General features: G+C 68.4%; 32 protein-coding genes. 30 read left to right on the forward strand and 2 right to left on the reverse strand.

All coding sequences use genetic code 11. The features are described 5' to 3' along the window. Window positions 1–18 precede the first annotated feature (18 nt). From rplB to truA, 30 genes are all read left to right on the forward strand, one after another. The gene (gene rplB / locus ACWDLG_RS14235; protein ID WP_354906482.1) at window positions 19–852 is read left to right on the forward strand and encodes a 50S ribosomal protein L2; all 834 of its coding nucleotides are present in this window, start codon (window positions 19–21) and stop codon (window positions 850–852) included. Window positions 853–863: 11 nt separating this feature from the next. Then, window positions 864–1,142 carry a 30S ribosomal protein S19 gene (gene rpsS / locus ACWDLG_RS14240; RefSeq protein WP_049572698.1) on the forward strand — a complete coding sequence of 93 codons (279 nt, stop codon included), beginning with the start codon at window positions 864–866 and terminating at the stop codon, window positions 1,140–1,142. Between the two features lie 30 nt (window positions 1,143–1,172). Further along, the gene (gene rplV / locus ACWDLG_RS14245) at window positions 1,173–1,526 is read left to right on the forward strand and encodes a 50S ribosomal protein L22 (protein ID WP_192779597.1); all 354 of its coding nucleotides are present in this window, start codon (window positions 1,173–1,175) and stop codon (window positions 1,524–1,526) included. Continuing rightward, window positions 1,526–2,368 carry a 30S ribosomal protein S3 gene (gene rpsC / locus ACWDLG_RS14250; protein ID WP_354906481.1) on the forward strand — a complete coding sequence of 281 codons (843 nt, stop codon included), beginning with the start codon at window positions 1,526–1,528 and terminating at the stop codon, window positions 2,366–2,368. Before rplV ends, rpsC begins: the two co-directional genes overlap by 1 nt. A 2-nt stretch (window positions 2,369–2,370) precedes the next feature. Further along, a complete protein-coding gene (gene rplP, locus ACWDLG_RS14255; protein ID WP_354906480.1) occupies window positions 2,371–2,790 on the forward strand; it encodes a 50S ribosomal protein L16 in 420 nt (139 codons plus the stop codon). Further along, the gene (gene rpmC, locus ACWDLG_RS14260; protein ID WP_192779600.1) at window positions 2,790–3,026 is read left to right on the forward strand and encodes a 50S ribosomal protein L29; all 237 of its coding nucleotides are present in this window, start codon (window positions 2,790–2,792) and stop codon (window positions 3,024–3,026) included. The genes rplP and rpmC overlap by 1 nt, the downstream gene beginning before the upstream one ends. Then, complete coding sequence (gene rpsQ, locus ACWDLG_RS14265) at window positions 3,019–3,294, forward strand: 30S ribosomal protein S17 (RefSeq protein ID WP_354906479.1); 276 nt, start codon at window positions 3,019–3,021, stop codon at window positions 3,292–3,294. The genes rpmC and rpsQ overlap by 8 nt, the downstream gene beginning before the upstream one ends. A 233-nt stretch (window positions 3,295–3,527) precedes the next feature. Next, window positions 3,528–3,899, forward strand: coding sequence for a 50S ribosomal protein L14 (gene rplN, locus ACWDLG_RS14270; protein ID WP_043623452.1), 372 nt, complete (start codon window positions 3,528–3,530; stop codon window positions 3,897–3,899). Between the two features lie 8 nt (window positions 3,900–3,907). Continuing rightward, complete coding sequence (gene rplX, locus ACWDLG_RS14275) at window positions 3,908–4,198, forward strand: 50S ribosomal protein L24 (protein ID WP_354906506.1); 291 nt, start codon at window positions 3,908–3,910, stop codon at window positions 4,196–4,198. Continuing rightward, window positions 4,198–4,773: a 50S ribosomal protein L5 gene (rplE, locus tag ACWDLG_RS14280; protein WP_354906478.1), complete on the forward strand. Its 576-nt coding sequence runs from the start codon at window positions 4,198–4,200 to the stop codon at window positions 4,771–4,773. The genes rplX and rplE overlap by 1 nt, the downstream gene beginning before the upstream one ends. Window positions 4,774–4,775: 2 nt before the next feature. Continuing rightward, window positions 4,776–4,961: a type Z 30S ribosomal protein S14 gene (locus ACWDLG_RS14285; RefSeq protein WP_192779603.1), complete on the forward strand. Its 186-nt coding sequence runs from the start codon at window positions 4,776–4,778 to the stop codon at window positions 4,959–4,961. A gap of 229 nt (window positions 4,962–5,190) precedes the next feature. Next, on the forward strand, window positions 5,191–5,589 hold the full coding sequence (gene rpsH, locus ACWDLG_RS14290) for a 30S ribosomal protein S8 (protein WP_157252527.1): 399 nt from the start codon (window positions 5,191–5,193) through the stop codon (window positions 5,587–5,589). 18 nt (window positions 5,590–5,607) lie between these two features. Next, complete coding sequence (rplF, locus tag ACWDLG_RS14295) at window positions 5,608–6,150, forward strand: 50S ribosomal protein L6 (RefSeq protein WP_354906477.1); 543 nt, start codon at window positions 5,608–5,610, stop codon at window positions 6,148–6,150. Between the two features lie 2 nt (window positions 6,151–6,152). Next, window positions 6,153–6,536, forward strand: a complete 384-nt coding sequence (gene rplR / locus ACWDLG_RS14300; RefSeq protein WP_354906475.1) for a 50S ribosomal protein L18 — start codon at window positions 6,153–6,155, stop codon at window positions 6,534–6,536. Window positions 6,537–6,585: 49 nt separating this feature from the next. Further along, window positions 6,586–7,218 (forward strand): 30S ribosomal protein S5, encoded by a 633-nt coding sequence (rpsE, locus tag ACWDLG_RS14305; protein WP_354906473.1) that lies wholly within the window; start codon window positions 6,586–6,588, stop codon window positions 7,216–7,218. A gap of 2 nt (window positions 7,219–7,220) precedes the next feature. After that, window positions 7,221–7,403 carry a 50S ribosomal protein L30 gene (gene rpmD, locus ACWDLG_RS14310; protein WP_020542293.1) on the forward strand — a complete coding sequence of 61 codons (183 nt, stop codon included), beginning with the start codon at window positions 7,221–7,223 and terminating at the stop codon, window positions 7,401–7,403. A 2-nt stretch (window positions 7,404–7,405) separates the two neighbouring features. Then, a complete protein-coding gene (gene rplO, locus ACWDLG_RS14315) occupies window positions 7,406–7,861 on the forward strand; it encodes a 50S ribosomal protein L15 (protein WP_354906472.1) in 456 nt (151 codons plus the stop codon). 171 nt (window positions 7,862–8,032) lie between these two features. Then, complete coding sequence (gene secY / locus ACWDLG_RS14320; RefSeq protein WP_449919766.1) at window positions 8,033–9,343, forward strand: preprotein translocase subunit SecY; 1,311 nt, start codon at window positions 8,033–8,035, stop codon at window positions 9,341–9,343. Beyond that, window positions 9,343–9,993: an adenylate kinase gene (locus ACWDLG_RS14325; protein ID WP_449919770.1), complete on the forward strand. Its 651-nt coding sequence runs from the start codon at window positions 9,343–9,345 to the stop codon at window positions 9,991–9,993. Before secY ends, ACWDLG_RS14325 begins: the two co-directional genes overlap by 1 nt. A 181-nt stretch (window positions 9,994–10,174) precedes the next feature. Beyond that, window positions 10,175–10,984 carry a type I methionyl aminopeptidase gene (gene map / locus ACWDLG_RS14330; RefSeq protein WP_449919772.1) on the forward strand — a complete coding sequence of 270 codons (810 nt, stop codon included), beginning with the start codon at window positions 10,175–10,177 and terminating at the stop codon, window positions 10,982–10,984. Window positions 10,985–11,019: 35 nt separating this feature from the next. Beyond that, window positions 11,020–11,406, forward strand: a complete 387-nt coding sequence (locus tag ACWDLG_RS14335; protein ID WP_354906466.1) for a DUF1707 SHOCT-like domain-containing protein — start codon at window positions 11,020–11,022, stop codon at window positions 11,404–11,406. Between the two features lie 97 nt (window positions 11,407–11,503). Continuing rightward, entirely contained in the window at window positions 11,504–11,890 is a 387-nt protein-coding gene (locus tag ACWDLG_RS14340) for a hypothetical protein (protein WP_449919774.1), read from the forward strand. 715 nt (window positions 11,891–12,605) lie between these two features. After that, the gene (gene infA / locus ACWDLG_RS14345) at window positions 12,606–12,827 is read left to right on the forward strand and encodes a translation initiation factor IF-1 (protein ID WP_012887858.1); all 222 of its coding nucleotides are present in this window, start codon (window positions 12,606–12,608) and stop codon (window positions 12,825–12,827) included. 24 nt (window positions 12,828–12,851) lie between these two features. Next, complete coding sequence (rpmJ, locus tag ACWDLG_RS14350; RefSeq protein WP_003956441.1) at window positions 12,852–12,965, forward strand: 50S ribosomal protein L36; 114 nt, start codon at window positions 12,852–12,854, stop codon at window positions 12,963–12,965. 190 nt (window positions 12,966–13,155) lie between these two features. Then, window positions 13,156–13,536: a 30S ribosomal protein S13 gene (rpsM, locus tag ACWDLG_RS14355; protein ID WP_354906462.1), complete on the forward strand. Its 381-nt coding sequence runs from the start codon at window positions 13,156–13,158 to the stop codon at window positions 13,534–13,536. 45 nt (window positions 13,537–13,581) lie between these two features. Further along, the gene (gene rpsK / locus ACWDLG_RS14360; RefSeq protein ID WP_020542285.1) at window positions 13,582–13,986 is read left to right on the forward strand and encodes a 30S ribosomal protein S11; all 405 of its coding nucleotides are present in this window, start codon (window positions 13,582–13,584) and stop codon (window positions 13,984–13,986) included. A gap of 20 nt (window positions 13,987–14,006) precedes the next feature. Continuing rightward, window positions 14,007–14,633, forward strand: coding sequence for a 30S ribosomal protein S4 (gene rpsD / locus ACWDLG_RS14365; RefSeq protein ID WP_354906460.1), 627 nt, complete (start codon window positions 14,007–14,009; stop codon window positions 14,631–14,633). 187 nt (window positions 14,634–14,820) lie between these two features. Continuing rightward, complete coding sequence (locus ACWDLG_RS14370) at window positions 14,821–15,837, forward strand: DNA-directed RNA polymerase subunit alpha (protein WP_354906459.1); 1,017 nt, start codon at window positions 14,821–14,823, stop codon at window positions 15,835–15,837. A gap of 263 nt (window positions 15,838–16,100) precedes the next feature. Next, window positions 16,101–16,628 carry a 50S ribosomal protein L17 gene (rplQ, locus tag ACWDLG_RS14375; RefSeq protein ID WP_449919778.1) on the forward strand — a complete coding sequence of 176 codons (528 nt, stop codon included), beginning with the start codon at window positions 16,101–16,103 and terminating at the stop codon, window positions 16,626–16,628. Window positions 16,629–16,692: 64 nt separating this feature from the next. Continuing rightward, window positions 16,693–17,565, forward strand: a complete 873-nt coding sequence (truA, locus tag ACWDLG_RS14380) for a tRNA pseudouridine(38-40) synthase TruA (protein ID WP_449919780.1) — start codon at window positions 16,693–16,695, stop codon at window positions 17,563–17,565. A 179-nt stretch (window positions 17,566–17,744) separates the two neighbouring features. On the opposite strand, the gene ACWDLG_RS14385 is transcribed toward truA, so the two are convergent. Together ACWDLG_RS14385 and ACWDLG_RS14390 are read right to left on the reverse strand one after the other, a co-directional pair. Further along, a complete protein-coding gene (locus ACWDLG_RS14385) occupies window positions 17,745–20,957 on the reverse strand; it encodes a hypothetical protein (RefSeq protein WP_449919783.1) in 3,213 nt (1,070 codons plus the stop codon). Window positions 20,958–22,064: 1,107 nt separating this feature from the next. Next, a complete protein-coding gene (locus tag ACWDLG_RS14390; RefSeq protein ID WP_449919786.1) occupies window positions 22,065–22,868 on the reverse strand; it encodes a hypothetical protein in 804 nt (267 codons plus the stop codon). Between the last annotated feature and the right edge of the window lie 15 nt (window positions 22,869–22,883).

Here is a 22,883-nt window from a genome sequence, read left to right on the forward strand (position 1 = left end):
GAAGGATGAACGAAAAAGATGGGCATCCGTAAGTACAAGCCGACGACTCCGGGTCGCCGCGGCTCGAGTGTCTCGGACTTCTCCGAGATCACCCGCAGCGAGCCGGAGAAGTCGCTGCTTGCTCCCCTTCACGGCAAGGGTGGCCGTAACGTCCACGGCCGGGTCACCGCCCGCCACCAGGGTGGTGGACACAAGCGCGCCTACCGGATCATCGACTTCCGCAGGCACGACAAGGATGGCATCCCGGCGAAGGTCGCTCACATCGAGTACGACCCCAACCGCACCGCCAACATCGCGCTGCTGCACTACGCCGACGGCGAGAAGCGCTACATCATCGCGCCGACCGGCCTCAAGCAGGGCGACAGGATCGAGAACGGCCCCGCGGCCGACATCAAGCCGGGCAACTGCCTGCCGCTGCGCAACATCCCGACCGGTACCTTCATCCACGCGGTGGAGCTCCGTCCGGGCGGCGGCGCCAAGCTCGGTCGTTCCGCCGGCGCGCAGATCCAGCTCCTCGCCAAGGAGGGCCAGTACGCCACGCTGCGTATGCCGTCCGGTGAGATGCGCATGGTCGACGTCCGTTGCCGCGCGACGGTTGGTCAGGTCGGCAACGCCGAGCAGGCCAACATCAACTGGGGCAAGGCCGGTCGTATGCGGTGGAAGGGCAAGCGCCCGACCGTTCGTGGTGTGGCCATGAACCCCGTCGACCACCCGCACGGTGGTGGTGAGGGCAAGACCTCCGGTGGTCGCCACCCGGTCAACCCCAAGGGCAAGCCCGAGGGCCGTACCCGTCAGGCGAACAAGGCCAGTGACAGGCTGATCATCCGCCGTCGGTCCAAGAAGAAGCGGTAGGAGCAGCCGAAATGCCACGTAGCCTTAAGAAGGGCCCCTTCGTGGACGAGCACCTTCAGAAGAAGGTGGACGTCCAGAACGAGAAGGGCACCAAGAACGTCATCAAGACGTGGTCGCGTCGATCCATGATCGTGCCCGACATGCTCGGCCACACGATCGCCGTTCACGACGGCCGCAAGCACGTCCCGGTGTTCGTCACCGAGTCGATGATCGGTCACAAGCTCGGTGAGTTCGCCCCCACGCGGACCTTCCGCAGCCACGTCAAGGAAGACCGCCGCAGCCGGCGGTAAGCGCCTTTCGAAGCATCAGAGGAGTAAGCGATGGAAGCCAGGGCTCAGGCGCGGTTCGTCCGTGTCACGCCCCAGAAGGCCCGCCGCGTGGTGGACCTTATTCGCGGGCTGCCCGCTTCGGAGGCGCAGGCCGTACTGCAGTTCGCCAGCCAGGCGGCTAGCGAGCCGATCTACAAGGTGCTCTCGAGCGCGATGGCGAACGCTGAGCACAACTTCAAGCTCGACCCGCAGACGCTCGTCGTGAGCCGCGCGTGGGTCGACGAGGGCCCGACGCTGAAGCGGTTTCGTCCGCGTGCCCAGGGTCGCGCCTATCGGATCAACAAGCGGACCAGCCACATCACCGTGATCGTGGAGTCCCGCGAGCCGAAGGGAAGGACCCGATAGTGGGCCAGAAGGTTAACCCGCACGGGTTCCGCCTCGGCATCACGACCGACTTCAAGAGCCGGTGGTACGCCGACAAGCTGTACAAGTCGTACGTCGCTGAGGACGTGGCGATCCGTCGCATGCTGCAGAAGGGCATGGAGCGGGCCGGCATCTCCAAGGTCGAGATCGAGCGTACGACCGACCGCGTCCAGGTCGACATCCACACCGCCCGTCCCGGCATCGTCATCGGTCGCCGTGGCGCCGAGGCCGACCGCATCCGCGGTGACCTGGAGAAGCTGACCAAGAAGCAGGTCCAGCTCAACATCCTCGAGGTCAAGAACCCCGAGATCGACGCCCAGCTCGTCGCGCAGGGCGTGGCCGAGCAGCTCTCCAGCCGTGTCTCCTTCCGCCGCGCCATGCGCAAGGCGATGCAGTCGGCCATGAAGAGCGGCGCCAAGGGCATCAGGGTCGCCTGCTCCGGTCGTCTGGGCGGCGCCGAGATGTCGAGGTCGGAGTTCTACCGCGAGGGTCGTGTGCCGCTGCACACGCTGCGCGCGGACATCGACTTCGGCTTCTACGAGGCCCGCACCACCTTCGGCCGCATCGGCGTGAAGGTGTGGATCTACAAGGGTGAGGCTCCGACCAGCCGCGCCGAGCGTGAGGCGGCTGCCGCCGGTGCTCGCGCCGGCCAGCGTCGCGACCGTGACGACCGTCGCGGTGGCGGCGAGCGTCCGCGTCGTGGCGGCGCCGGCGGCGCTCGCCGTGGCGGTGGCCGCGGAGACCGTGCCCCCAGGAATGAGGCGGCCTCCCAGGCTGCCCCCGAGACCGGCCCGGCTGCGCAGCCGGGTGCTGAAGGGAGCTGACCATGCTGATCCCGCGCAGGGTCAAGCACCGCAAGCAGCACCGGCCTGACCGCAGCGGAGCCGCCAAGGGCGGCACCAGGGTCGTGTTCGGCGAGTTCGGCATCCAGGCGGTTGAGCACGCCTACGTGACCAACCGTCAGATCGAGTCGGCTCGTATCGCCATGACCCGTCACATCCGCCGTGGCGGCAAGGTGTGGATCAACATCTACCCCGACCGTCCGCTCACCAAGAAGCCCGCCGAGACCCGCATGGGTTCCGGTAAGGGTTCGCCGGAGTGGTGGATCGCGAACGTCAAGCCTGGGCGCGTGATGTTCGAGCTGTCCGGCGTCGCCGAGCCCATCGCTCGCGAGGCGCTGCAGCGCGCGATCCACAAGCTTCCGATGAAGTGCAAGATTGTTAAGCGTGAAGTGGGTGAGGCGTGATGGCTAAGGGCCTGACCGCCGGAGAGCTGCGGCTCGAGGACCAGGACACCCTGGTCCAGAAGCTGAAGGAGGCGAAGGAGGAGCTGTTCAACCTCCGCTTCCAGGCGGCGACCGGTCAGCTGGAGAGCCACGGGCGGCTGCGCGCCGTCCGCCGCGAGATCGCCCGTATCTACACCGTGATGCGCGAGCGGGAGCTCGGCATTGTCACGGTCGAGAAGGAGACGAGCGATGTCTGAGGCAACCGAGAAGACCGCGCGGAACTACCGCAAGACCCGTGAGGGCCTGGTCGTCAGCGACAAGATGGACAAGACCGTCGTCGTCGCCGTCGAGGACCGCGTGAAGCACCCGCTGTACGGCAAGGTCATCCGCCGTACGACCAAGTACAAGGCGCACGACGAGGCCAACGCCTGCGGCGTCGGCGACCGCGTCCTCCTCATGGAGACCCGGCCGCTGTCCGCCACCAAGCGCTGGCGGGTCGTCGAGGTGCTTGAGAAGGCCAAGTAAGGTCTTCCACATAGATGCGCGCCTCGTGGGGGGTGGAGACACCCCCCATGACGGCGTCCAAGGACGCGGGGGCTCCGCGCGGTGGCCGTGCCTGAGGGTACGGCGCCCGTCCGGGACAAGCCCTCGCGTCGCCTGCGGTGCGGCCCCTTCGGGGTTGTGGCCGGAGGACCAAGACCATACAGAGTTCCGCCAGGCTCAGCGATGAGAACCGGCGGAGACCAACAGGAGTTGACGTGATCCAGCAGGAGTCGCGACTCAAGGTCGCCGACAACACGGGTGCCAAGGAGATCCTCTGCATCCGTGTTCTCGGTGGCTCGGGTCGACGCTACGCGGGAATCGGCGACGTCATCGTCGCCACGGTGAAGGACGCTCTTCCCGGCAGCACTGGTGTGAAGAAGGGCGACGTCGTCAAGGCCGTCGTCGTCCGTACGGTGAAGGAGCGTCGTCGTCCTGACGGCTCCTACATCCGTTTCGACGAGAACGCCGCCGTCATCATCAAGGACAGCGGTGACCCTCGCGGCACTCGTATCTTCGGCCCGGTGGGCCGCGAGCTGCGCGACAAGAAGTTCATGCGCATCATCTCGCTCGCCCCGGAGGTGCTGTGATGGCGAAGCTGCACGTGAAGAAGGGTGACCTGGTTCAGGTCATCGCCGGCAAGGACAAGGGTGCCAAGGGTCGGGTCATCTCGGCGAACCCGCGCGAGGACCGCGTGGTCGTCGAGGGCGTCAACATGATCAAGAAGCACTCGAAGGAGAACCTCAACGGTCCTCGCGGCGCCAAGCAGGGCGGCGTGGAGACCATGGAGGCTCCCATCCACGTGAGCAACGTCAAGAAGCTCAAGGATGACAGCAAGCCTGCCAAGAAGGCCGAGGCGAAGGCCGACGAGTCGGGTGAGGACAACTGATGACTGCCACGACTACTGAGACCGAGCGTCCCACGCCGCGCCTCAAGACGAAGTACCGCGAGGAGATCCTCGCGAAGCTTCGTGAGGAGTTCGGCATCGAGAACGTCATGCTCGTGCCCGGCCTGACCAAGATCAAGGTCAACATGGGTGTCGGCGAGGCGGCTCGTGACTCGAAGCTCATCGAGGGCGCTGTTCGCGACCTGACCGTCATCACCGGTCAGAAGCCGGCCGTCGTCCGCGCCCGCAAGTCCATCGCGCAGTTCAAGCTGCGTGAGGGCATGCCGATCGGCGCGCACGTCACGCTGCGCGGCGACCGCATGTGGGAGTTCCTCGACCGGCTGCTCTCGCTGGCGCTGCCCCGCATCAGGGACTTCCGCGGCCTTTCGCCCAAGCAGTTCGACGGCAACGGCAACTACACCTTCGGTCTGACCGAGCAGGTCATGTTCCACGAGGTCGACCCGGACAAGGTCGACCGGCCGCGTGGCATGGACATCACGATCGTGACCACAGCGAAGAACGACGACCAGGGCCGGGCGCTGCTGAAGCTCCTCGGGTTCCCCTTCAAGGAGGCCTGATCATGGCGAAGAAGTCGCTGATCGCCAAGGCGGGGCGGAAGCAGAAGTTCGAGGTTCGCGCCTACACGCGTTGCTCGCGTTGCGGCCGTCCGCGCGCCGTCTACAAGAAGTTCGGCCTGTGCCGCGTGTGCTTCCGCGAGATGGCGCACCGGGGCGAGCTGCCGGGCATCACCAAGTCCAGCTGGTGACATCTTTCCGCTAGGGTGCTCCCTCTCCTGGAGGGAGCACCGAGTGGAGGATGGCATCCTTCTGTAGGGCGTTTCGCACGCCCTGTCAGGGGCTTCGGGGTTCGTCCCCGCCGAGCCGTACGAGAAATATCAACCGGGCGCTGTTCCAAGCGCCCATGACCGCGCCGAAGGTCCACCGGTAGAGCTCTGCTTCACCGACTGGAAACCGCGGCGAGGAAGGCCGTTGGCCATGACGATGACCGACCCGATCGCAGACATGTTGACACGTCTGCGCAACGCGAACTCGGCATATCACGACTCCGTGACGATGCCGTATTCGAAGATCAAGGCGCACATCGCCGAGATCCTCCAGCAGGAGGGTTACATCCAGTCTTGGACCGTCGAGGACGCCAAGGTCGGAAAGAACCTCGTGGTGGAGCTCAAGTTCGGGCCGAGCCGTGAGCGTTCGCTCGCGGGGCTGCGCCGGGTTTCCAAGCCCGGGCTGCGTGTTTACGCGAAGAAGGACAACCTGCCTCGAGTCCTGGGTGGACTGGGTGTCGCGATCATCTCGACGTCCGGTGGCCTCATGACCGACAAGCAGGCCGGCAAGCGTGGTGTGGGCGGGGAAGTCCTCGCCTACGTTTGGTAACGAGGGGAGGACTACAGCATGTCGCGAATCGGACGGCTGCCCATCCCTGTACCGAGCGGCGTCGACATCACGATCGACGGCCAGGATGTCCAGGTCAAGGGCCCGAAGGGCACGCTTTCGCACACGGTCGCTGAGCCCATCACGGTGGCTCGCGACGAGGACGGCGCCATCGCCGTCTCCCGGCCCAACGACGAGAACAAGGTCCGCGCTCTGCACGGCCTGTCTCGGACGCTGATCGCCAACATGGTGGCCGGTGTCACCCAGGGTTACTCCAAGACCCTGGAGATCGTCGGTGTCGGTTACCGCGTCGCGGCCAAGGGCCCGACGCAGCTCGAGTTCGCTCTGGGCTTCAGCCACCCGGTGATCGTGGACGCCCCCGAGGGCATCTCCTTCCGCGTCGAGAAGCCGACCCTGTTCCACGTGGACGGCATCGACAAGCAGAAGGTCGGCGAGGTCGCCGCCAACATCCGCAAGCTGCGCAAGCCCGACCCCTACAAGGGCAAGGGTGTGCGTTACCAGGGCGAAGTGATCCGCCGCAAGGTCGGAAAGGCTGGTAAGTAGGCATGGCTCCCAAGACTGCGTACAGCAAGCACACGGCTGCTCGCACCGTCTCGCGGGCCCGCCGTCACGGCCGCGTCCGCAAGAAGGTCGTCGGTACGGCCGAGCGTCCCCGCCTGGTCGTCAACCGCTCGACCCGTCACATGTTCGTGCAGATCGTGGACGACAACCTCGGCCACACGCTGGTCAGCGCCTCCACCATGGACGCCAGCCTGCGCACGCTCGAGGCTGACAAGACCGAGAAGGCCAAGAAGGTCGGCGAGCTCCTCGCTCAGCGGGCCAAGGAAGCCGGGATCACCAAGGTCGTCTTCGACCGCGGTGGCAACCGCTACGCGGGTCGCATCGCGGCTCTCGCGGACAGCGCTCGCGAAGGCGGGCTCGAGTTCTGATGAGGGCGCGAGGATCTGAACTAATGGCTACTGAGAAGAGGAACCACTGATGGCTGCAGCTCCGCGTCGCGGTGGCGGCACCGGTGGCGAGCGGCGGGACCGTCGTGACGATCGCCGCGGCGGCGCCGCCGACAAGGGCGTCTCGTACATCGAGCGCGTCGTAAAGATCAACCGAGTGGCCAAGGTCGTGAAGGGTGGTCGTCGCTTCAGCTTCACCGCCCTGGTTGTCGTCGGTGACGGCAACGGCCTGGTCGGCGTCGGTTACGGCAAGGCCAAGGAAGTCCCCGCGGCCATCGCCAAGGGTGTCGAGGAGGCGAAGAAGCACTTCTTCCGCGTTCCCCGCATCCAGGGCACCATCCCGCACACCGTGCAGGGTGAGGAGGCGGCCGGTGTCGTCTTCCTGCGTCCGGCTTCCGCCGGTACCGGTGTCATCGCCGGTGGCCCGGTGCGCGCCGTTCTCGAGTGCGCCGGCATCCACGACGTCCTGTCCAAGTCGCTCGGCTCGGACAACCCGATCAACATCGTGCACGCCACCGTGGCTGCGCTGAAGGGCCTGTCCACGCCCGAGGCGATCGCCGCCCGTCGTGGCCTGGCGATCGAGGACGTCGCTCCCACGGCGATGCTGAAGGCTCGGGCCGAGGGCCTGGCCGAGGCTGCCGCGGCGGCGAAGGCGGTGAGCTAGTCATGGCACGCCTGAAGATCACTCAGGTTCGCTCGAAGATCGGTGGCAAGCAGAACCAGCGTGACTCGCTGCGTTCGCTTGGCCTGAAGCGAATCGGCGATGTCGTCGTCAAGGAGGACCGCCCCGAGATCCGTGGGATGGTCGCCGTGGTGACGCACCTCGTCGAGGTGGAAGAGGTCGACTAGTCATGACTGACAAGGCTCCGCTGAAGATCCACGACCTGCGTCCCGCCAAGGGCGCCAACAAGGCCAAGATCCGTAAGGGTCGCGGCGAGGCGTCCAAGGGTAAGACGGCCGGTCGTGGTACCAAGGGCACGACGGCGCGGACCACGGTTCCCCTCGGTTTCGAGGGTGGCCAGATCCCGCTGCAGCGTCGTCTGCCGAAGTTCAAGGGCTTCTCCAACGCCCTGTTCAAGACGACCTACCAGGTCGTCAACCTGGACAAGATCGGTGAGCTGTTCCCCGAGGGTGGCGAGGTCACCGTCGACTCGCTGGTCGCCAAGGGCGCTGTCCGCAAGAACCAGCCGGTCAAGGTCCTCGGCACCGGTGAGATCTCCGTCGCGGTGAACGTGCAGGCGCACGCCTTCTCGGGTTCCGCCAAGGAGAAGATCGCCGCTGCCGGTGGGTCCGTTACCGAGCTGTAAGTGCCATTACGAGGCACGGGGGTCCTGACAATGGGCTCCCGTGCCTGTAGTGCGTTAGAGTTCGCGAGACGGCAGGGTTCTGTCCTGCTCGACGCCTGACCTTGAGACTCAGATGGCTGATCCCCGCACCATCGCAGACCCATACCGCCATCACGGCGTGCTGGAGGGACCGTGCTGACCGCGTTTACCCGGGCGTTCCGGACGCCGGACCTGCGCAAGAAGTTGCTCTTCACTCTGGGCATCATCGCGCTGTTCCGCCTCGGCTCGGTTCTTCCGACACCGGGTGTTCACACCGAGAACATTCGCACCTGTCTCGCGCAGGCTCAAGCCGGCGAGTCCGGCAACATCTACGGCATGGTGCAGCTGTTCAGCGGCGGCGCCTTGCTGAAGCTGTCGGTGTTCGCGCTCGGCATCATGCCGTACATCACCGCGAGCATCATCCTGCAGCTGCTGGTCGTGGTCATCCCGCGCCTGGAAGCCCTCAAGAAGGAGGGCCAGGCCGGTCAGACGAAGATCACACAGTACACCCGTTATCTCACCATCGGCCTCGGCGTCCTGCAGTCGACCGCCTTCATCGCGCTGGCGCGCTCCGGGCAGCTGTTCGACTGCAACCTGCCGATCCTGCTGGAGCCCGACAACGTCTTCCACATCGTGACGATGGTCATCGTCATGACGGCCGGCACCTCGGTCATCATGTGGCTCGGTGAGCTCATCACCGACCGCGGTGTCGGCAACGGCATGTCGATCCTCATCTTCACGCAGGTCGTCGCGGTCTTCCCGGCCGAGCTCCTGAACATCTTCCGCGCCAACCCGTTCACCTTCGCCGTGGTGATGGTGGTCGGCATCTTCATGATCGCCGCGGTCGTCTTCGTGGAGCAGGCCCAGCGCCGGATCCCCGTGCAGTACGCCAAGCGCATGGTCGGCCGCCGGATGTACGGCGGCACCTCGACCTACATCCCGCTGAAGGTGAACCAGGCCGGCATCATCCCGGTCATCTTCGCCTCCTCGCTGCTGTACCTGCCGAACCTGCTGGTGAACCTCTTCGCGCGCACCAGCGAGAACCCGAACCCCGTGGTCGAGTGGATCCAGCGCAACATGGTCACCGGCGACACACCGATCTACATGGTCACCTTCTTCGTGCTGATCGTTTTCTTCACGTACTTCTACGTGTCGATTACGTTCAACCCCGCTGAAGTCGCCGACAACATGAAGAAGTACGGTGGGTTCATCCCGGGCATCCGTCCGGGTCGGCCTACGGCCGAGTACCTGAACTTCGTTCTGACTCGTCTCACCGCACCCGGTGCGCTCTACCTCGGCCTCATCGCGATGGTGCCGATCATCGCACTGGCGATCTCGGGAGCAAGCCAGAACTTCCCGTTCGGAGGGACGAGCATCCTGATCATGGTTGGTGTCGGCCTTGACACGGTGAAGCAGATCGAGAGCCAGCTGCAGCAGCGCAACTACGAAGGTTTCCTGCGGTAGTGCGTCTCGTTCTGGTCGGGCCCCCCGGAGCGGGTAAGGGGACACAGGCCCAGTTCATCGCATCGAACCTGTCCATCCCGAAGATCTCGACAGGTGACATCTTCCGTGCCAACGTCTCGGGCGGCACGGAGCTCGGCAAGCTCGCCAAGACCTACATGGACCGCGGCGACCTCGTGCCCGACGAGGTCACCATCGCCATGGTCCGCGACCGCCTGTCGGAGGAGGACGCCCAGGACGGCTTCCTGCTCGACGGCTTCCCTCGCAACGTCCCTCAGGCGGAGATCCTCCGCGACATGCTGAAGGACTGGGGGCAGAAGCTCGACCTGGTCCTGGAGCTCGTGGTCGACGACGAGGAGGTCGTCCGCCGTCTGGCGGGCCGGCGCACCTGCAGCCAGTGCGGTCGCATCTGGCACGTCGAGTTCGACGACAAGAGGGACGACATCTGCGACGTCTGCGGCGGCACGCTGTTCCAGCGTGACGACGACAAGGAGGAGACCGTCAGGCACCGCCTGGAGGTCTACCAGCAGCAGACCTCCCCGCTGATCCGCTTCTACGCCGAAGAGGACATCCTGGTCGGCGTCGACGCGACGGGACCTGTCGAAGAGGTCACCCAGCGGGCGATGAAGGCGATCCGGCCCTACGCCGGTTAGGACGACCGCCCCGATAACGCCGACCCTGCCGATCAGGGTCGGCGTTATTCATGTGAGGCGACCTGCGTGAGCTGCCCGAACGAGAGGGACGCGGTTCTCGCGAGTATTGCGTGATCAGCCCCGCTGTGGGGGAATTGGGCTTCAGTGTTCGCCCGTTGAACCACCCTGGGGGGTGTCGAACTTGTTCAGAAAGAACAGACATGGAATCCAGATCAAGTCGCCGGAGCAGCTGGAGAAGATGCGGGCGGCCGGTCTGGTGGTCGGGCGGACGCTGGATCTGCTGAGGCGGTCGGTCGAGCCGGGCATGACGCCGCTCGACCTGGACGCGATCGCCGAGAAGGCGATCAGGGGCGAGGGCGCGATCCCGTCGTTCAAGGGTTACCAGGGCTTTCCCGCGACGATCTGCGCGTCCGTCAACCACGAGGTGGTGCACGGCATCCCGTCCAACGAGCGCAAGCTGCGCGAGGGCGACATCATCTCCATCGACTGTGGCGCCATCCTCGACGGGTGGCACGGCGACTCGGCGGTGACCGTACCGGTGGGGGAGGTCTCGCCGGCGCTCACGGAGCTGATGCGGGTGACGGAGGAGGCCATGTGGCGCGGCATCGCCGCGCTCGGCGTCGGCCGCCACCTGTCGGACATCGGGTACGAGGTGGAGAAGTACGTCAGGTCGCAGGGCAGGTACGGCATCCCGCAGGAGTACGGCGGCCACGGCATCGGCACCGAGATGCACATGGACCCCTGGGTGGCCAACCACGGGCGCCCGGGCCGCGGCCCCGCCCTCGAGGCCGGGATGTGCCTGGCGATCGAGCCCATGGTGAACCTGGGTACGGCCCGCACCCGCGTGCTGGACGACGACTGGACCGTCGTCACGATCGACGGTAAGGCGTCCGCACACTTCGAACACAGCGTCGCTGTGACACATAATGGACCTTGGGTGCTTACCGCTCTCGATGGGGGCAAGGAGCGCCTTTCACAACTGCTGAGCTGAGGCGGGAAGTGGTGGGGATGGCGCAGAGCCCCGAAATGCGTGCATCGGACGTCGACCGCGATCGGGTGGCGGCCATCCTCCGCGAACACACCGCGCAGGGCCGGATCACGGTCGAGGAGTTCAACGAGCGGCTGGAGCAGGTCTACCAGAGCAAGACCTACGGCGAGCTCGCGCGGGTCACCGCCGATCTGCCGGAGGTCGACCTGCGGGCGCAGGCCGCCCGTCTTCCCGCCACTCCCGCGCAGTCGGGGATGCACTCCGGCATGAAGGGCGCCTGGGCCGCCTGGGCGTCGGCGGTGGCGGTCACGTCGGTGATCTGGCTGCTGACCGACTTCGGCGGCTACTTCTGGCCGATGTGGGTGGCCGGCCCCTGGGGCGCGCTGCTCCTGGTAAGCAGCATTTTCGGCAATCATCGGAAATGACCCGATCTGTGCACTAGTGCACTGTGTGGATTTGTGCGCGGAAGGCCCGGCGGCTGCTTCCTAACGTGAGTGTCACATCGCTCACAGGAGGAAGAACATGCGAAAGATTCTCATTGCAGCGGCCATTACCGGCTCCGCCCTGACGGGTCTGGCCGTCGCCCCCGCCGCACAGGCGGCGACCACACAGGCCGGCGGCTGGGGGAAGTACTTCTCCAGCGACGGCAGCGCCTACACCTACGGCACGTCCTTCTCGTCGCACGGCAAGGTCTACACCAAGTGGTACGGCCAGGAGAAGCCCGGCGGCAAACACGGCTACGTGTGGTTCGAGTACTACAAGGGCGGCAGCTGGCACAAGTTCGCCCAGGGCTGGGACGGCAAGCACTCCAGTGCCTGGAGCGACCAGGGGATCAAGAAGGTCTACACCTACACGTGCTACGGCGCCTCCAAGTTCGACAACTGCGGCAGCAAGCACCGCATCTACTGAGAAACACCGCGCGCACGACGCGCATCTCTGGGGGCTCTGGACGTGAGGAGGCCCGCCGGTGACACCGTCACCGGCGGGCCTTCGCCGTTTCCTCTGTCCTGTTCCTCTGTCCTGGTACGGCAGGCAAGACCCACTCTTTACCGCTGGTCGTATTTGGCGGTGATCACGCCGGGTAGATGCTCTTTGACGATGGATCTGTCGCCGCCCGGCGCGGTGAGATCACCGGTCACGGTCAATGCCTGCGACCCGGCCGGTGGCATCCCACCGCGATCCGCACACGGGCGGGGGCGGCCCGCCGACGGCGGGCTCCGCCCTCCCGGTGGTGACCGGCCGTGCTGCTCGCGGTGGACACCTTCGACCGTCGTCACCTGGAGAAGCGTCCTCGACATGACGACGCTCCATGAGCACGTGCCCGCCCGGTTTCGCGTGTCGGCGGCTGCTGGGGCCGGGCGGGCACGTCTGCGGGGGACCTGCGCCTCGGCTCGCGTGGCGGCGGATCCACCGTGGATCTGGGGTAACCTTGGGCATGGTTGTGTCAGGACACCTGGCACGGGCGTTTCGCATTTTCCCGCTAGGTGTCGTACACTCCTTAGTCGGCTCACTATGGCCATCCTGTGTTGGCGGTCTCGCAGACCGCCGCTCTCATCCGATACAGGTGGTCGCGGCTGCTTAGTGACCGATACCTCAGACGACCGATCAGTGAAACGCGAGGGACATGGCCAAGAAAGACGGCGCCATCGAGATCGAGGGCACTGTGGTTGAGTCGCTCCCGAACGCGATGTTCAGGGTGCAACTCGACAACGGCCATAAGGTCCTGGCCCACATCAGCGGACGGATGCGGATGCACTACATCCGGATCCTGCCCGACGACCGGGTAGTCGTAGAACTGAGCCCTTACGACCTGAGTCGTGGGCGGATCGTCTACCGATACAAGTAAAACGTCTGAGGATCACGAAGGACTATGAAGGTTAAGCCGAGCGTCAAGAAGATCTGCGACAAGTGCAAGGTGATCCGCCGGCACGGTCGCGTCATGGTGATCTGCGACAACCTGCGCCACAAGCAGCGCCAGGGCTAGTCGCGAAGGCTTCTCCGAGTCCGCCCCTTGATCGGGTGCGGGCTCGACGCATGAGAAGCCTGAGTCAGTAAGCGCGTTTCACACCCACGCGAGTGGGACACCCCCGGTCGGAGGCCGGGGCCCTCACCCCGGGCATGGGGAGGGGAGTGAGGCGCAAGACCTCCGCCACAGTGAAGGAGAATGCCCGACCATGGCTCGCCTGGTTGGCGTCGACCTCCCCCGCGAGAAGCGGCTGGAGATCGCTCTCACCTACATCTACGGAATCGGCCGCACCCGCGCCCTGGAGATCCTCCAGGCCACCGGCGTCAGCGGCGACCTGCGTGTGCACCAGCTCACCGACGCTGAGCTCGTCCCGATGCGTGACTACATCGAGGCGAACTTCAAGATCGAGGGTGACCTGCGCCGCGAGGTCCAGGCCGACATCCGCCGCAAGATCGAAATCGGCTGCTACCAGGGCATCCGTCACCGCAAGGGTCTGCCCGTCCACGGCCAGCGCACCCAGACCAACGCGCGCACCCGTAAGGGCAAGAAGAAGACCGTCGCCGGTAAGAAGAAGCCCGGTAAGAAGTAGTCCGCGCAGCTGTCGGACCGAAGACCTCAGGAGTGAAGGCAAGGAATGCCTCCTAAGAGCCGCCAGGGTGCGCCGAAGAAGGTGCGCCGCAAGGAAAAGAAGAACGTCGCTCACGGCCACGCGCACATCAAGAGCACGTTCAACAACACGATCGTTTCGATCACCGACCCGAACGGGAACGTGATCTCCTGGGCCAGCGCCGGCCACGTGGGTTTCAAGGGCTCCCGTAAGTCCACCCCGTTCGCCGCTCAGATGGCCGCGGAGAACGCCGCTCGCCGCGCCATGGAGCACGGCATGCGCAAGGTCGACGTCTTCGTCAAGGGCCCCGGCTCCGGCCGTGAGACCGCGATCCGTTCGCTGCAGGCGACCGGCCTCGAGGTCGGCTCGATCCAGGACGTGACCCCGGTTCCGCACAACGGCTGCCGTCCGCCGAAGCGCCGCCGCGTCTGACACCCAGGAGATAGAGAGAAATGGCTCGTTACACGGGTGCGGACTGCAAGCTCTGCCGTCGCGAGAAGACCAAGCTCTTCCTCAAGGGCAGCAAGTGCGAGTCCGCGAAGTGCCCCATCGAGATCCGTCCTTACCCGCCGGGTGAGCACGGTCGCGGCCGTCCCAAGGAGTCTGAGTACCAGCTCCAGCTTCGTGAGAAGCAGAAGACCCGCCGCATCTACGGCGTCCTCGAGAAGCAGTTCCGCAACTACTACGAGGAAGCCAACAAGAAGGGCGGCAAGACCGGCGAGAACCTTCTCCAGATCCTGGAGAGCCGTCTCGACAACGTGGTCTACCGCGCCGGTTTCGCCCAGTCGCGCGACGCCGCTCGCCAGCAGGTCCGTCACGGCCACATCCTGGTGAACGGCAAGAAGGTCGACATCCCGTCGTACCGCGTCCGCGAGCACGACATCGTCGAGGTCCGCGAGAAGGCCGTCAACCTGATGCCGTACGAGGTCGCCAAGGCGACCGCGGGCGACAGGACGGTCCCGGCGTGGCTCGGCGTCGTGCCGGAGAAGCTCCGCGTCCTGGTTCACCAGCTGCCGGTTCGCCAGCAGATCGACACCCAGGTCCAGGAGCAGCTGATCGTCGAGCTCTACTCCAAGTAGGCCGTACGGGCGGCGTGCCCCTCGCGGGCGCGCCGCCACTGCTCGCTTCGGCGGGCGTCTTCCCTCGTGGATGGGATTCCCTGTCCGCGAGGGTTAAATGGGGTACGGCATGCCGTACCCCATTTAGGCTGTTCATCGGAGTGGTGTCATATAGCGGGCGCCACACGACAAGGGGAGATCCCGAAACATGCTGATCGCTCAGCGTCCGACTCTTCTCGAAGAGTCGATCGACGAGACCCGGTCCAAGTTCGTCATCGAGCCGCTGGAGCCGGGCTTCGGCTACACCATCGGCAACTCGCTGCGCCGCACGCTGCTGTCGTCCATCCCGGGCGCGGCCGTGACGAGCATCCGCATCGAGGGCGTCCTGCACGAGTTCTCGACCGTTCCCGGTGTGAAGGAAGACGTCACCGACATCATCCTCAACCTCAAGGAACTGGTCGTCTCCTCGGAGCACGACGAGCCCGTCGTGATGTACCTGCGCAAGCAGGGCCCCGGCGAGGTCACCGCCGCCGACATCGCGCCGCCGGCCGGTGTCGAGGTGCACAACCCCGACCTGCGCATCGCCACGCTGAACGGCAAGGCGAAGCTGGAGATGGAGCTGACCGTCGAGCGCGGTCGCGGCTACGTCTCCGCCGCGCAGAACAAGCAGCCGGGCCAGGAGATCGGTCGCATCCCGATCGACTCCATCTACTCCCCGGTGCTCAAGGTCACCTACAAGGTCGAGGCCACCCGTGTCGAGCAGCGCACCGACTTCGACCGGCTGATCCTCGACGTCGAGACCAAGGCCGCGATGAAGCCCCGCGACGCGGTGGCCTCCGCGGGCAAGACCCTCGTCGAGCTGTTCGGCCTGGCCCGCGAGCTCAACGTCGAGGCCGAGGGCATCGACATCGGCCCGTCGCCGACGGACGCGGCGCTCGCCGCCGACCTGGCGCTGCCGATCGAGGAGCTCAACCTCACGGTCCGCTCCTACAACTGCCTCAAGCGCGAGGGCATCCACACCGTGGGTGAGCTCGTGGCCCGCAGCGAGCAGGACCTGCTCGACATCAGGAACTTCGGCGCCAAGTCGATCGAAGAGGTCAAGCAGAAGCTGCACGAGATGTCGCTGGCGCTCAAGGACTCCCCGCCCGGGTTCGACCCGAGCGCGGTGGCCGGCGGCGGCTACGACGACGACGACAGCGCGTACGTCGAGACCGAGCAGTACTAGCAGGCCCAGGGCGAGGGACCAGGTCCCTCGCCCGAACCGCGGGGGCGCCGCCCCCGCGGCCCCGGCGATCCGGGCTCCTGGAAGCGGGAGCTCCGGATGGGGCGGGAGTCTGGACGACCAGACGTCGCCACGGCCGGGGACCATGCGGCCCGGAACCTTCCGGGCCGGCGCAGCTGGATATCGCGGGCCTCCTGCGGGAGGCCTGGCGGCTCGACTCCGGTACCTGACACGGCCGGGGCGGGTTCACTCTCAAGGAGAACGCAATGCCCAAGCCCACCAAGGGTGCACGTCTTGGCGGCAGCCCGGCTCACGAGCGGCTGATCCTGGCGAACCTCGCCACGGACCTGTTCCGCCACGGCCGCATCACCACCACCGTGGCCAAGGCCAAGCGCGTCCGCCCGCTGGCGGAGCGCCTCATCACCAAGGCCAAGAAGGGCGACATCCACAACCGTCGCCAGGTGCTGACCGTCGTCAAGGACAAGGGCGTCGTCCACCACCTCTTCACCGAGATCGCGACGACTTTCGCCGAGCGTCCCGGTGGCTACACCCGCATCACCAAGATCGGCAACCGTAAGGGCGACAACGCGCCCATGGCGGTCATCGAACTGGTGGGCGAGGCGCTGAACCAGGTCGCCACCCGCCGCACGGCTCCGGCCGCCGCCGCCCCGGCCGCCGAGGCCGTGGAGGAGACCACCGAGGCCGTCGCGGAGGCCGCCGAGGAGAGCACCGAGGCCAAGGCCGAGGAGAGCGCCGAGGCTCCGGCCGACGAGGCGAAGAAGGACGAGGCCTGATCTTTCAGGCTCACGGGCCCGGCACCCTTCGGGGTGCCGGGCCTTCCCCGTTTCACGCAGGAGGATGATCGTGGTTCGGCTCCGCCTCGACCTCGGCTACGACGGCACCGGCTTCTCCGGCTGGGCCCGCCAGCCGGGACGGCGCACGGTGCAGGGCGAGCTCGAGGACGCGCTCTGCAAGATCCTCAGACTGGGCGAGGTCGCGCTCACCGTGGCCGGCCGTACGGACGCCGGCGTCCACGCGCGCGGCCAGGTCGCCCACGTCGACCTGCCCGTGGCGGCGCTCGGGGAACTGGAGCGCAACCGCCGCAAGGGCGAGCCCGTCGTCGAGGAGAGCGTCGATGAGCGGCTCTCCACGCTCCTGCGGCGGCTTGCCGGGGTCCTGCCGCCGGATGTGCGGGTTCATCGCGTCAGCGTGGCTCCTGAGGGCTTCGACGCGCGTTTCTCCGCGCTTTCCCGGCGTTACGTCTACCGCGTGCACGACGCGCCCGGCGGCGGCGACCCGCTGCGCCGCGACGAGATCGTCTGGCACGCGCGTCCGCTCGACCTCGACGCGATGAAGGCCGGGGCCGCGCAACTGCTCGGCGAGCACGACTTCGCCGCCTTCTGCAAGAAGCGGGAAGGCGCCACCACGATCAGGGAACTGCAGCGGCTCGACTGGGTGCGCACGGAGTCCGGCGTGCTCGAGGCGACCGTCGTGGCCGACGCGTTCTGCCACTCGATGGTCAGGGCCCTCGTCGGGTGCCTGCTGGCTGTGGGAGACGGCAGGCGACCCGTGGAGTGGCCGTCGAGGGTGCTGGCGGGAGCCGTACGGGACTCGGGGGTGCACGTCGCGCCCGCCCACGGTCTGTGCCTCGAAGAGGTCAGCTACCCGCCGGACGAGGAACTGGCCGCCAGGGCGGCCGCCACCCGCAGGGTCCGCACGCTCGCCGGGTGACGCGGTGCTCGCCGGGTGATGCCGTGCTTGCCGGGTGATGCCGTGTTCGCCGGGTGATGCCGTGCTTGCCGGGTGACGCGGCGCTTGCCGGGTGATGCCGCGTGTCGGGCTGGTGCCGTCCGGGTTGTGGCTGTGCCGCCGCCCCTGAACCGGCGACGGCGGCCCGCCTCACGCGCGCGTCACTCGGTGATCCTGCGTTCCAGCACCAGCGAGGTGTGGTCGCGGAAGGCGCCGCTGACGTCGCCCAGGCTCTTCTCCTTGGCGGTCGGGGTGTGGCCGTCGGCGAACGTCGCGTAGCTGAAGACGATGTAGCGACCCCACAGCAGCCCCGCCGCGTACCCGCCCGCGATGTGGACCCGGTCGGCGCCGCTGGACGCCGCGCCGGGCAGCGGCTTGAACCACAGGTTCTTGTCGAGGTCCTTCGCCTGGTCGGCCGAGACGGCCGCCTCCTTGGTCGGCAGGACGGCGATGCCGGTGGTGACGGCGTAGCGCTTCTTGTCGTCGACGTAGGTCGCCCTCAGCACGCGGCTGCACTTCTGGTCGCGCAGCGCCGTGGCGAACGGCCCCGCGGCCGCCTTCTGGCAGTCGTCGGACAGGTCGACCTTGACCCGCGTGTAGACGCGACCGCCCAGGTCGACCTTCTGGTCGGGGAACGCCTCGTTGATCGACATCTTCTCTGGGTCGGTGCCCTCGGAGTTGAGCAGCGAGCTGGCCAGCGGGTCGTCACCGGTGGACGGCCCGGCGCTGGGGGCGGCGGAGGCGCTGTCGGCCGGCTGTGCTGTGCTCATCGAGCGGTAGGCGAAGAAGCCGCCGGTGGCGACCCCGGCCACGATGAGCACACCGAGCGTCGCCATCAGCGCGATCTTGCCCTTGCCCGGCTCGGTGGAGGGCGGCTCGGGCGCGGGCGCGACGCCGCCCTGCGGCATCGGCGCGAACGGATCGAAGGACGCCACCGGCGCGCCGTGCGGCGGCGTCGGCAGGTCCGCGACGCTCGACCCGTCCGGTACGGCGGGCGGCGTGGCCGAGCCGTCGCCGGTCGGGGCGGGCAGCGCGGGAAGGCCGGCTGGGGGCTGGGTCGGGGGCAGCGGGATGGCTCCGAAGGTCGGCGATGGGTCGTCGTGCGGGGCGTCGCCCGCCGCCGTGCCGTTGGCGTGCGGGGCCGTTCCGTCGGTGCCCGACGCCTGCGGATCGGATCGGCCTGCGATGGGCGTGCCGGAGGACGCGTCCGCGGTGGAGGCCTCCGAGCCGGGCCCGGCTGCGTTGGGTCCGTGTGCGTCGGGTCCGGCCGCGTTGGGTCCGGATGTGTCGGGTCCGGATGTGTCGGTTGCGCCTGAGATCGGCTCGGCTGTGTCGGGTGCGGCCGTGGCGGGCCCGGCTGTGCTGGGTGAGCCCGGGTCTGGTGTGCCTCCGGTGAGTGTGCCGGAGTGGGGCGGGTCCGCGCTGAGAGCGTCACCGGCGACGGGGTCGCTCGCCGGAGAGGTGCCGGACCGGCCGCTGGCATCGGTCGCCGACGGGACGGAGGAGTGGTGGCCGGGGGCGAGCTCCGACGAGGTGGGACGGTGGCCCGGAGCGGTCGCCGATGGGTCGTCGTCGAGAACGTCGTCGAGCACGTCGGCGGGAGGCTCGGTGCCCCTGGAACGTCCCCAGGTGGAGCTGTCGAACGGGAGGTCAGGGACGCGGTCGCCGGCGCCGTCGGCGGCAGGCTGGTGCGGCGGCCAGACGGGGACGTCGCCGGGCTCGGCGCTGTGCGCGAACGAGACCGTCATCCCGGGGTCGGTGTTGTCGCCGGCGGCCGTCGCGTGACCTCCGTCGAAGGCCGTGGGGGCCGTCGTGCCGTGACCCACGGGGGAGTTGGTGGCGGCCGTCGTGTCGTTGCCGTCGGTGGTGCCTGTCGTGCCGTGACCTCTGTCGGTGGCTGCCGGGTCCGGTGTGCCGGGGTCGGAGGTGGCTGTGGCCGTCGCGTCGCCCGTGTCGGCGGAAGCCGGGTTCGTGGCGCCGGGGTCGGTGTCGGAGGGGTGCGAGGCCGTCCGGTCCGGGCCGGCGTTGGGGGCGAACGGGACCGTCGGGCCCGCGCCGATGGCGTTGCCGTCCGGGAAGCCTTCGTGGTCGCCGATGGGTTCGCCGGTCGCGGCGGGCCACGGTGGCATGCCCGCGACGTCGGCGGTGGCCGACGGCCAGACCTTCATGCCCGCGGCGGCCGCGGTGAAAGCCTGCGGGGGCTGCCAGGTGGATGCGGCCTGATCGGGCTGGATGTACCAGGCCTCGGGAGACGGCGTCCACGGCTCGCCCTGCGGTGCGTGGGGGAGCTGCGCCCCAGTGGTCCCGGGGGCCCCGAGTGTCCCAGGGGCCCCGAATGTCCCGGGGGTGGGCTGCCCGCCGTGCGGGGGTGCCCACGGGGTCTGCGCCTGCCCGGCGGGCGCAGCCCAGGGGGCGTGCGGGGTGCCGGAGTTGGGGGTCTGCGGGATGCCGGGGTGGGAGGCTTGCGGGGTGCCGGGGTTGGGGGGCTGTGCGGAGCCGGGGTTGTCGGCCCGCCAGCCGTTGGGCGCGGGTGGCTGGGGGGCGCCGGGCAGCGGGGTGTACGGGGCTCCGGGTACCGGGGGAAGGGGGGCGCCTGAGGGTGGCTGGGCGGCGCCCGGAGGTGCCCAGGCGGCATGCTGCGGGACGCCGGGGTGCGCGGTGGGCGCGGCCCCGGTTCCGGCGTGTGGCCCGGCAGCGGACTGAGGTTCGGAGGGTGAGGGGACGGCGGGCCGGGGGCCGGCGTGCGGGTCCTGCGCGCCTGGCTCGGGGTCGGCGAACCAGTCGTAGGGCTGGGCGTCGTCGGCCTGCGACCACGGCTGGGCGGCCGTCCAGGTCTCGGCGGGCACGCTGGGGGACGCGGACAGCGGCCGGTTGTCGGGCCTGCGGTGCTCGACCGTCGCGTCCTCGACGCCGTCGGTCCGGCCTGTGTCGTTGCCGCCGTCGGGGTGTCCCGCGCCCTCGGCACCGGCGGGCCGTCCCGCCTGCTCGACGCCGGTGGGCCGGTCTGTGTCCTTCGCGTGGACGGGGCGTCCCGCGCTTCCTGCGGGGTCAAGGGGCCGTCCCGCGTCCTCACCGGCAGACGGGCGCGCGGCCGCGGCGGCGGGCTCGGGCGACCACGGGCCACCCGCGTCGGGAGTCGCCGCGCCAGCCGACCAGGGGCCGTTCGCGTCGGGTGTCGCCAGCTCAGGAGACCACGAGCCGTTCGCGTCGGGAGTCGCCGCGCCAGCCGTCCACGTGCCGTTCGCGTCGGGGGTCGCCGGGGCGGATGGCCAGGGGCCACCGGCGCCGGGCGGCGCGTGTTCGGGGGACCAGGAGGTTCCGGCCGGTGCGGACGTGGACTCGGGTGCCCACGGGCTTCCCGCGTCCGGCGTCACCGGAGGCTCGGCCGTCCAGGGGGATCCCGCGTGCGGGCCGGCCGCGGCCTCCGGGGTCGTCCACGGTCCGTCGGCGCCGCGTGAGGCGGCCGGTCCGGCGGTCCAGGGGCCGGAGGCGTCCGAGGACGGGGTGGGTCCGGTGGTCCACGGGGTGTCCGGGGATGCGGCGGGTCCGGAGGTCTGCGGAGCGTTCGAGGACGCGGCCGGTCCGGCGGGCCAGGGGCCGGAGGCGTCCGAGGACGGGGTGGGTCCGGTGGGCCACGGGGTGTCCGGGGATGCGGCGGGTCCGGAGGTCTGCGGAGCGTTCGAGGACGCGGCCGGTCCGGCGGTCCACGGGCCGGAGGCGTCCGAAGACGGGGTGGGTCCGGTGGGCCACGGGGTGTCCGGGGATGCGGCGGGTCCGGAGGTCTGCGGAGCGTTCGAGGACGCGGCCGGTCCGGCGGTCCACGGGCCGGAGGCGTCCGAAGACGGGGTGGGTCCGGTGGCCCACGGGGCGTCGGGGGAAACGAGGCCGGGGGGCACCGAGGGTGCCGGGGGGCCGGAGGTCCATGGGGTGTCGGTGGGTCCGGTGGGTCCGGAGGTCCAGGGCCCGGGAGTGCCGGAGGAAGCGTGAGGACCGGAGGCCCACGGTGCCGGGGCGTCCGGTGATGTCGCGGGCTCCGGTGGTGCCCACGGGCCGGTGGCGGCGGGGGCGTGACCCTCGTCGGCGGCCATGCCGGACTCGGCGACCGGCAGCCCGGGCGGCGGTCCCTGGTAGACGGGGATCGGCTGGGCCGGTGCCGTACCGGAGCCGGTCACCTGACCGGCGGCGTACGGCGGACCCACCAGCGCGTCTCCGTGCGCCGCGTCGGCGAAGGCCGATCCGTGCGCCGCGTCGGGGGCGCCTTCCTGGAAGGCTGATGGAGCCGGCACCGTCGGCCTGCCGAAACTCGGCGGTGGCGTCGCCGGTGCGGCTGAGCCGTCCGTCTGGCGCTCGTGCTCAGACCCAGATTCCTGGCCACGCATAGGGGGAGCCTAACCATAGTCAGGAGATCGCCATGCCCGTATGGGTGTTCTCGGACGGATCGGTCGGGCGGTTTGTCCCCTTTTGGTGGCGACTGAGTGGTCTCAGCCCCCGCGGCGGCCGGTGAGCGAACGTGAGTCGAGTGCCGGGTACACAGAGGCGTTGGTCACGTCGTCGCCCGCCTGCGCCAGTTGCTTGCTGCCCTTCTTGTCGGGCTTGTGGCCGTCCTTGAACTGGACGTAGAGCATGATCGCGTAGTGGCCGTGCGTGGCCACGTGGACGCTGGCCTCGCCCGCGCCGACGAACTTGGTGATCTCGTCCTTGCCCGCCAGCGGCTTCACGAACTGCTTGCTCTCGCCCTTGGTGCGCACCGAGGCGGCCACCTTCGCCGACGCCTTGCCGTTCAGCAGGTTGGCGACGCCGACAGTGCCGATGATCTTCCCGGACTTGTCCTTGAAGGTCGCCCGGATGAGCTGCGAGCACTTGCCGGACTTGAGTGCCTTGTCGAGCTTGTCGCCCTCGGTGGCGTCGGCGCACTTCTTGTCGGTCTTGAGAATCGTCACGGTGTAGGAGCGGCCGTCGACCGTGAACTTCTTCTTGGGGAAGAGCTCCTTCTGCGTGAGCGTGTCGGGGTCGCTCTCGCGGGCGGCGGCGAAGCCGTACTTGTCGGCGGGTGCGACGGGCTGGTCGGCGGGCGGCGCGCTCACGCGGCCCGCCGGGTCGGCCGTCGGGTCGGGACCTTCGGTGTTCCACATCACCACGAGACCGGCCACGAGCGCCCCGAGGACGAGCAGGCCGCCGAGGGCGAACCAGAGCGGGGTGTACGAGCGGGGGCCCTCGTCGTAGGGGCTCCACATCGCTTTGCGCTGCGGTGCGGGGGCTTCGTCGGTCTTCTTGGTGGAACCCATACGCCGAGATTAGCC

The organism is Nonomuraea sp. NPDC003727 (assembly GCF_053586935.1).

Bases quoted from the DNA above. Each gene is read 5' to 3' on its own strand.
- rpsM (WP_354906462.1), top strand. From the start codon at position 13,156: ATGGCTCGCCTGGTTGGCGTCGACCTCCCCCGCGAGAAGCGGCTGGAG.
- rpsK (WP_020542285.1), top strand. From the start codon at position 13,582: ATGCCTCCTAAGAGCCGCCAGGGTGCGCCGAAGAAGGTGCGCCGCAAG.
- rplO (WP_354906472.1), top strand. From the start codon at position 7,406: ATGACTGACAAGGCTCCGCTGAAGATCCACGACCTGCGTCCCGCCAAG.
- ACWDLG_RS14390 (WP_449919786.1), bottom strand. From the start codon at position 22,868: ATGGGTTCCACCAAGAAGACCGACGAAGCCCCCGCACCGCAGCGCAAA.
- rpsS (WP_049572698.1), top strand. From the start codon at position 864: ATGCCACGTAGCCTTAAGAAGGGCCCCTTCGTGGACGAGCACCTTCAG.
- rplV (WP_192779597.1), top strand. From the start codon at position 1,173: ATGGAAGCCAGGGCTCAGGCGCGGTTCGTCCGTGTCACGCCCCAGAAG.
- rplQ (WP_449919778.1), top strand. From the start codon at position 16,101: ATGCCCAAGCCCACCAAGGGTGCACGTCTTGGCGGCAGCCCGGCTCAC.
- rpsQ (WP_354906479.1), top strand. From the start codon at position 3,019: ATGTCTGAGGCAACCGAGAAGACCGCGCGGAACTACCGCAAGACCCGT.
- truA (WP_449919780.1), top strand. From the start codon at position 16,693: ATGATCGTGGTTCGGCTCCGCCTCGACCTCGGCTACGACGGCACCGGC.
- ACWDLG_RS14340 (WP_449919774.1), top strand. From the start codon at position 11,504: ATGCGAAAGATTCTCATTGCAGCGGCCATTACCGGCTCCGCCCTGACG.
- rpmC (WP_192779600.1), top strand. From the start codon at position 2,790: ATGGCTAAGGGCCTGACCGCCGGAGAGCTGCGGCTCGAGGACCAGGAC.
- rpsD (WP_354906460.1), top strand. From the start codon at position 14,007: ATGGCTCGTTACACGGGTGCGGACTGCAAGCTCTGCCGTCGCGAGAAG.
- rplE (WP_354906478.1), top strand. From the start codon at position 4,198: ATGACTGCCACGACTACTGAGACCGAGCGTCCCACGCCGCGCCTCAAG.
- ACWDLG_RS14285 (WP_192779603.1), top strand. From the start codon at position 4,776: ATGGCGAAGAAGTCGCTGATCGCCAAGGCGGGGCGGAAGCAGAAGTTC.
- rpsH (WP_157252527.1), top strand. From the start codon at position 5,191: ATGACGATGACCGACCCGATCGCAGACATGTTGACACGTCTGCGCAAC.
- rplF (WP_354906477.1), top strand. From the start codon at position 5,608: ATGTCGCGAATCGGACGGCTGCCCATCCCTGTACCGAGCGGCGTCGAC.
- ACWDLG_RS14370 (WP_354906459.1), top strand. From the start codon at position 14,821: ATGCTGATCGCTCAGCGTCCGACTCTTCTCGAAGAGTCGATCGACGAG.
- rplR (WP_354906475.1), top strand. From the start codon at position 6,153: ATGGCTCCCAAGACTGCGTACAGCAAGCACACGGCTGCTCGCACCGTC.
- ACWDLG_RS14335 (WP_354906466.1), top strand. From the start codon at position 11,020: ATGCGTGCATCGGACGTCGACCGCGATCGGGTGGCGGCCATCCTCCGC.
- infA (WP_012887858.1), top strand. From the start codon at position 12,606: ATGGCCAAGAAAGACGGCGCCATCGAGATCGAGGGCACTGTGGTTGAG.
- rplB (WP_354906482.1), top strand. From the start codon at position 19: ATGGGCATCCGTAAGTACAAGCCGACGACTCCGGGTCGCCGCGGCTCG.
- rpsE (WP_354906473.1), top strand. From the start codon at position 6,586: ATGGCTGCAGCTCCGCGTCGCGGTGGCGGCACCGGTGGCGAGCGGCGG.
- rpmJ (WP_003956441.1), top strand. From the start codon at position 12,852: ATGAAGGTTAAGCCGAGCGTCAAGAAGATCTGCGACAAGTGCAAGGTG.
- rpmD (WP_020542293.1), top strand. From the start codon at position 7,221: ATGGCACGCCTGAAGATCACTCAGGTTCGCTCGAAGATCGGTGGCAAG.
- rplP (WP_354906480.1), top strand. From the start codon at position 2,371: ATGCTGATCCCGCGCAGGGTCAAGCACCGCAAGCAGCACCGGCCTGAC.